Annotated in this window: 5 protein-coding genes; 4 read left to right on the top strand and 1 reads right to left on the bottom strand. The window is 60.5% G+C overall.

The genetic code is table 11. The features are described from left to right. The first annotated feature begins 885 nt into the window (after positions 1 to 885). Positions 886 to 2085 (top strand): ABC transporter substrate-binding protein, encoded by a 1200-nt coding sequence (locus IVA74_RS23355; RefSeq protein WP_247348492.1) that lies wholly within the window; start codon positions 886 to 888, stop codon positions 2083 to 2085. A gap of 91 nt (positions 2086 to 2176) precedes the next feature. Next, a complete protein-coding gene (locus tag IVA74_RS23350) occupies positions 2177 to 3979 on the top strand; it encodes an AMP-binding protein (RefSeq protein ID WP_247348491.1) in 1803 nt (600 codons plus the stop codon). Positions 3980 to 4038: 59 nt separating this feature from the next. Here IVA74_RS23350 and IVA74_RS23345 read toward each other — a convergent pair whose 3' ends face one another. Next, on the bottom strand, positions 4039 to 4551 hold the full coding sequence (locus tag IVA74_RS23345; protein ID WP_247348488.1) for a helix-turn-helix domain-containing protein: 513 nt from the start codon (positions 4549 to 4551) through the stop codon (positions 4039 to 4041). Positions 4552 to 4789: 238 nt separating this feature from the next. Between IVA74_RS23345 and IVA74_RS23340 the strand changes: the two genes are divergently transcribed. Beyond that, positions 4790 to 5422 carry a 2-hydroxychromene-2-carboxylate isomerase gene (locus IVA74_RS23340; protein WP_247348485.1) on the top strand — a complete coding sequence of 211 codons (633 nt, stop codon included), beginning with the start codon at positions 4790 to 4792 and terminating at the stop codon, positions 5420 to 5422. A gap of 75 nt (positions 5423 to 5497) precedes the next feature. Next, positions 5498 to 6697 (top strand): CaiB/BaiF CoA-transferase family protein, encoded by a 1200-nt coding sequence (locus tag IVA74_RS23335; protein ID WP_247348483.1) that lies wholly within the window; start codon positions 5498 to 5500, stop codon positions 6695 to 6697. Positions 6698 to 6699 lie beyond the last annotated feature (2 nt).

Here is a 6699-nt window from a genome sequence, read left to right as displayed (position 1 = left end):
TCCCGGGAGAGCACGGCATACGCCGTAAAGCCACTGCGCAGGGAAGGCCGAGTGATTTGGCTACACCTGTATGCTGCTGTGCGGTTTCCTTGCGCTACATTTCGCGCAGCGGACCGTGGGTGCCAGCCGGCACCCGGCCTTCCCTGCGCCCTCCTGGACAAGAGGGTGGAGCGACGAAGCAAAGCTCGGGCGGAATGCGCCGCGAGGACGCGAAGGCGTGTGCAAGACGGCCATCTTAAGCGCAATTTCCCGCACGATCTTCTCGGTTACCAGCGCCGGCGTGGCAAAGCACGCGCTGCTGTTGGCCGGAGCGTGCGCTTTCGTGTTCTGCTTTCGCTTACCCATGGCCTGGATTTGAGCGCCGGATTCTTTTGATCGTCGCATTGGAGAGAACCACGAACGTCGTACCGCGCTGCGTGCTGACGTTGGCGTTGGCAAGATAGCGCTTCTGATGCTCCCGAGCGGGCAACCGGAGGCGCGATTGATACTTAAATAGAACTGAGAATTTTCGTATCTTGCCTCGGCCTGGGCGGCTGAGCCCGCGCGTTGATCGGTCTCGAACACTTCAAAAGCGACTGGCCAGGCCCTTCCAGAGTAGCGCTGGAAGCACGCCAATTTGCTTAGCTCGATTCCGCAGGTGAGCGCGCCCCGGAGTTCGCGAGCGGCCGCGTTGGATTATAGCAGTTGACTAGTTCTAAAAAAGAACTGTATCTTCAAAGAAGAGACGACTGGTCGTAACGGTCGCGATATGCGGTTGCAGCCCTGGATGGGTCCGGTTCAGCGAAGTCGAATTCGGCTTGGAGGACGCAGGGCGCGAGCAGGCAGCCGCACAGTAACAGCGCTATGTCCCCGAAAAGGGCGCGGCGCGTTTGGGAGGACGAGAAAATGACGCCGACATGGAAGCTCGTGGCTACGCTGACATTACTCTTGTGCGGCCCGGCACTCGCGGCCGACGAACCGGGAGTCTCTGCGACCGAGATCAAGATCGGCGGGGTGTTTCCGTTCAGCGGCCCGGCGTCGTCGATCGGTCTCGTGGGCAAGGGACTGATCGCCTACATTCAATCCTTGAACGACCGCGGCGGCGTCAACGGACGCAAGATCAACTACATCGCCTATGACGACGCGTACAGCCCGCCCAAAGCGGTGGAGCACGTCCGCAAGCTCGTTGAGAGCGATGAAGTGGCGTTCATGTTCGGCCAGCTCGGTACTCCCGGCATTTCGGCGACAGCGAAATATTTGAAGGCGAAAGGCGTGCCCAGCATTGCAATCGTCAGCGGATCATCAAAATTCACCGACGTCGCCGCTTACCCGCTGACCACGACGGGCCTTGTCAGCTACGATACCGAAGGAAAAATCTACGCCAAATATCTGACCAAGACGCTGCCGAACGCCAAATATGCGATCCTCTATCAAAACGACGACCTCGGCAAAGATTACGTCAATGCCTTCAAGACGTTTCTCGGCAAGGACTACGATCGAAAAGTCGTCAGCGCTTCCTACGAGGTCACCGAACCGACCGTCGATTCACAGATCACCAATCTGAAGAGCTCCGGCGCCGACGCGTTGATGATCGCGGGAACACCGAAGTTCGCCGCGCAGGCAATCCGGCAAGCCTCTTTGATCGGCTGGAAGGCGACCGTCATCATCGACTTTCCGTCCGGTTCGGTTGGAGGCACGCTCACCCCGGCCGGCCTCGACAAATCAGTCGGCGTGATCGTCGGGACGATCAACAAGGATATCCTGGATCAGGCGTGGAAGGACGACCCTGCCATGCAGGCTTACCGGAGCTTTCTCGACAAATATTTGTCGGGTGTCGATATCACCAACGGCAGCTATTTGACCGGTTATCAGCAAGGCATCCTGCTCGAGCAGATCCTGAAGCAATGCGGAAATGATCTGTCCCGCCAGAACGTTCTTGCGCAGGCCAAGAACCTCAGGGATTTCGTCGTCCCGACCGCGCTGCCGGGGATCAAGGTCAATACCAGCGGCGCCCAGAACATGATCTGGACGCAGATGCGGTTGCAGCGATGGTCCGGCACGAGCTGGGAAGCTTTCGGGGAAGTGCTGGACGCGAGCTCCGAATAAAGCGCGCAACCGGCGAGGTGGCGTATCCGGCACGGCCTGCGTACCGGCCGCCCGCGCGATTGTCTTTCCAGCAATTACGGAGACCATCTCGATGTCGACGAAGGCTCTGAATTTTGCGCCGCGGGAGGTTCGCATCGAGCGTCGCCCCGACGGCGCGCTGATCTTGCGTTCGCCCCTCGAATGGGCGCCGTGCGACTGGCGCGTCACCGATTTTCTGCCGAGTTGGGCAGCTGCCGTTCCGGACCGAGTTTTCCTTGCGCAACGCAATGCCGGGGGTGGATGGGACGAGATCACCTATGGCGAGGCATGGTCGCAGGTCCAGGCAGCCGGCCAAAGCCTGATCGATATGGGCGTAAAGCCCGCCGACAAGCTGGCAGTCCTGTCAGGAAACTCGATCGAGAACGCGGTGATCTCGTTTGCGGCCATGTCGATCGGGGTCATCCTGGCGCCAATATCGCCAAACTACACTCTGATGCCCGGCGGCCTGGCTCGTCTCAAGGATATCGCGGAAACGCTGCGCCCGAATTTTGTTTTTGTTCAGAGCGGACGCGATTTTTCCGCGGGCCGCGCCATTCCCGAGTTGGCGGAAGCGGCCTGGATCAGCGTCGATGGTGCGCCGGATACGGTGCCTTTCCGCACCCTTGCGGCGCGAACCGGGAGCGAAGGGTTTGAGCGGGCATCACGCGCCGTGTCTTGCGATGCCGTCGCCAAAATTCTCTTCACGTCCGGTTCGACCGGCTTCCCGAAAGGCGTGCTCAACACCCACCGCATGATGGCAAGCTCCCTGCAAATGGGGAGCCTGCTGGTGTCACCTCCGGAAGCGCCGGTTCAGGTGGAGTGGCTGCCCTGGCACCATACGATGGGCAGCAACGTCATCCTTCACGGCATTCTCAAGAACGGCGGGACGCTCTACATCGACGATGGCCGGCCGCTGCCGCAGCTCTTCCACAAGACGGTTGCAAATCTCAAGGAGATTTCGCCGACCGCCATGTTCAACGTACCTGCCGGCTATAATCTCCTGTGCGACGCGATCGAGAACGACCTTGATCTTGGTGCCAGCGTGTTCAAAAGGATGGATCGGCTAAGCTATGCCGGCGCCGCCATTTCACAGGCCACGCTGGAAAAACTCTATCGATTGACGTTTGCGGCCACCGGCCGGCGAATTCCGGTCATGTCCGGCTACGGCACCACCGAAACGGCCCCGACAATCGCCACCACCCATTGGGCGACCGATCAGCCGGGAGAGATCGGTCTTCCAGCGCCAGGCCTGCAACTGAAACTGATCCCTGTGTCCGATACCTACGAGGTCAGGATCAAGGGACCCAACGTCACTCCCGGTTATCTCGGAAGGCCGGATTTGACGGAGCAGGCTTTCGACGAGGAAGGATTCTACCGCATCGGCGACACGGTCTCGTTTCTGGATCCCGAGAAGCCGGAGCGCGGCCTGCGGTTCACCGGCAGAATCTCCGAAAATTTCAAACTCGCGAACGGCACGTGGGTCACGATCGGGAATATGCGCGCGGCACTCCTGGCGGCAACGCGTGGCGTATTGCTGGACATCGTCGTCGCGGGAGAAAATCGTGAATCGTGCGCGCTGCTCTGCTGGTTGAATCCCACCGAGGCGGCGAGGATTTCGAAAACCCCGGCCCCGGATCTGACCAGCGACCGTCTCGTGCTCCAGTTTTTGAAGGATCGTCTTCAGGAGTACAACGAGACCGTTGGAAGCAGTGAAGCAATTTGTTCTTTCTCGCTGCTGAAGGACGCGCCGTCATTGGCGGCAGGAGAAATCACCGACAAGGCCTATGTCAATCAACGTGCGGTGCTGAAACACCGCTCTGAACTGGTGGAACGTCTATACTGCAACGAGGCACGTCAAGACGTGATCCGGGTCTGAGGGCTGGTTCAGCCGTTCGCTACCGTTGCGGCTTTCGATGCGCTCTCGAGCGATCGACCTCAGGCGGCGCTCCGGCGGGTCTTTGCCTTCGGCTTCTCTGGCGCCGCTATTGCCGGGGTGCGGCGAGCACCGGGGCCGGGGTGGGTATGAACCTCCTTGGCCGAAAGCGGTTCGCCGCATTCGGAGCAAATCATGACCGGATCGAAGTCCTTGCCGCATTTGCGGTGTTGATGCAGCAAAGGCCGCCCGCGCGCGTCGACCATATGAGTGTCGCCCCAGTGCACGATCGCCATCATGATCGGATAGAGATCGAGCCCCTTCTGGGTGAGGATGTATTCGTGCCGCTTGGGCGAGTCCTGATAGGGGATACGACGCAACACGCCCTGCCGGACCAGCTTCTTCAGCCGTTCGGCGAGCAGATGGCGTGTGATACCGAGCGAAGATTGAAATCCCTCGAAGCGGCGTGTGCGCAGGAAGCACTCACGCAGAATCATGAGGGTCCAGCGATCGCCGATCACGCCGATGGTCCGGGCCATCGAGCACGGCTCTTCCTCCAGCTCACCCCATTTCATTCAAGATCTCCAGTCTGCTCGCGGCTTCCGCTCGAATCGTCCAGGGAGCTTTTGGTCCCGCTACCATTCTAGATCGGTACCTAACTCGAAACAATCCCTTGCCAAGCAGGATAAAACAGCAGGGATTACGTCGGAATTGACAGTTCGTTTTTAGAACTGTATCAATAATCAGCAGCCTGGGTTCGACTGGCCGACCGTCGAACCTCACCATCCAACGCGTTTTCCGGGAGAGGCCGACATGCCCCTGAAGGTTGAATTTCAATTCGATTTCGGCAGTCCCAATGCTTATCTGGCGGAAGTCGCCATCCCGGGGATCGAGCAGCGCACCGGGGTGAAATTCGAGTATGTCCCGGTTTTGCTTGGCGGCATCTACAAGGCGACGGGCAACATGTCGCCGTTCGACTCGCTCCGTGGCATCAAGAACAAGCCGGAATACCAGGCGCTGGAGACCCAGCGATTTATCCGTCGCCACAACATCACGAAATTCCGCCAGAGCTCGTTCTTCCCCGTCAACACGCTGATGCTGATGCGCGGTGCTGTCGCTGCGCAATTCGAAGGTGTGTTCCAGCCCTATTTCCGCGCCGCCTACCATCACATGTGGGAAGAGCCCAAGAAGATGGACGACCTCGAAATCTTCCGGCGTGCTTTTACCTCCTCGGGCATCGATATCGACCGGCTGCTCGCACGTGCGCAGCAGGACGACGTCAAGAAGAGGCTGATCGATCTGACCAACGACGCCGTGAGCCGGGGGGCATTCGGTTCGCCGACATTCTTCGTCGGAAAGGAGATGTTCTTCGGCAAGGACCAGATCCGCGACGTCGAGGAGTCGATCGTCGAACAGACCAGGCAACCCCTTCCCAAGACCGCCTAGCGGCGCCGGCTGTCCGGTTGAGGCGAAAGCCAAGCACCCGGACCAAAAATCAAAAGTAAGCTCAGGGAGAAAGCCATGCCTGGCCCGCTTAGCGGTGTTCGTGTCCTCGATCTGACTGGCGTCGTGTCGGGTCCCTTTGCGACCATGTTCCTGGCGGATCAGGGCGCCGACGTGCTGAAGATCGAGCCGATCGGTGGCGATATCACCCGCCGCAGCCGTGCCACCATCGACAAGGATGGAGAATTTTCGGCGCTGTTCATCTCCTCGAACCGCGGCAAGCGTTCGCTGTCGATCGACGTCAAGAGCCTCGCCGGTCGCGAGGTGCTCGGCAGGCTGATCGCGCAGGCGGATGTGCTGGTGCAGAACTTCCGGCCCGGCACCATGGAGCGCCTCGGTCTCGGCACGGAGGAATTGCGTCAGCGCCATCCGCGCCTGATCTACGTTTCGATCAGCGGAGTCGGCGATACCGGTCCGTATGTGAAGAAGCGCGTCTATGATCCGATCATCCAGGGCCTGTCGGGCTTCGCCGATATCCAGTCGCAGCCGGTCACGAACCGGCCGCAGATGATCCGCACCATCGTATGCGACAAGACCACCGCCGTGTTCACCGCGCAGGCGGTGGCGGCCGCGCTCTATGCGCGCGAGAAGACCGGGCAGGGCGACCACATCCAGGTTGCGATGCTGGATGTGATGATCTCGTACCTGTGGCCGGAAGGCATGATGCAGTACACCGTGGTCGGCGCCGAGGCGGCGGCTGCCGATCCGAATGACCGGCCGGATCTGGTGTTCAAGACCAGCGACGGTTACATCACCGCCGGCACCATTTCCGATTCCGAATGGCAGGGATTTTGCCGTGCCTCCGGCGATCCCGAGCTTGCCAAAGATCCCCGGTTTGCGACGCCGTCGGCGCGTTCGGTCAACGCCACCGCGCGGATCAACAAGATGGCGGAGTATATCGCCCAGCACACGACCGCCGAATGGCTGGAGCGGCTGGATGCCGCGGACGTCCCGTGCGCGCCAATATTGCGGCGAGGCGAAATCATTCACAACGAGCAGGTGGTCGCGCGCGGCATCATCGCGGAATTCGATCAGCCGAAGGTCGGCCGGGTGAGGCAGCCGAAGCCGGCGGCTCGCTTCGAAATTAATGAAGCCGCGATCGGCGGACCTGCGCCGCGGGTCGGCGAGCACTCGCGCGAGGTGTTGCGCGAGCTTGGCTACGACGACGGCGCCATCGACAGGATGGTCGCCGAACGCAGCTTGCGCGTGGCCGTCTGATC

Source organism: Bradyrhizobium sp. 132 (assembly GCF_023074185.1).
GTDB lineage: Bacteria > Pseudomonadota > Alphaproteobacteria > Rhizobiales > Xanthobacteraceae > Bradyrhizobium.
Note: the sequence above shows the minus strand (reverse complement) of the source record. Positions and strands in the feature narration are given on the sequence as shown.

Bases quoted from the DNA above. Each gene is read 5' to 3' on its own strand.
- IVA74_RS23335 (WP_247348483.1), top strand. From the start codon at position 5,498: ATGCCTGGCCCGCTTAGCGGTGTTCGTGTCCTCGATCTGACTGGCGTC.
- IVA74_RS23355 (WP_247348492.1), top strand. From the start codon at position 886: ATGACGCCGACATGGAAGCTCGTGGCTACGCTGACATTACTCTTGTGC.
- IVA74_RS23345 (WP_247348488.1), bottom strand. From the start codon at position 4,551: ATGAAATGGGGTGAGCTGGAGGAAGAGCCGTGCTCGATGGCCCGGACC.
- IVA74_RS23350 (WP_247348491.1), top strand. From the start codon at position 2,177: ATGTCGACGAAGGCTCTGAATTTTGCGCCGCGGGAGGTTCGCATCGAG.
- IVA74_RS23340 (WP_247348485.1), top strand. From the start codon at position 4,790: ATGCCCCTGAAGGTTGAATTTCAATTCGATTTCGGCAGTCCCAATGCT.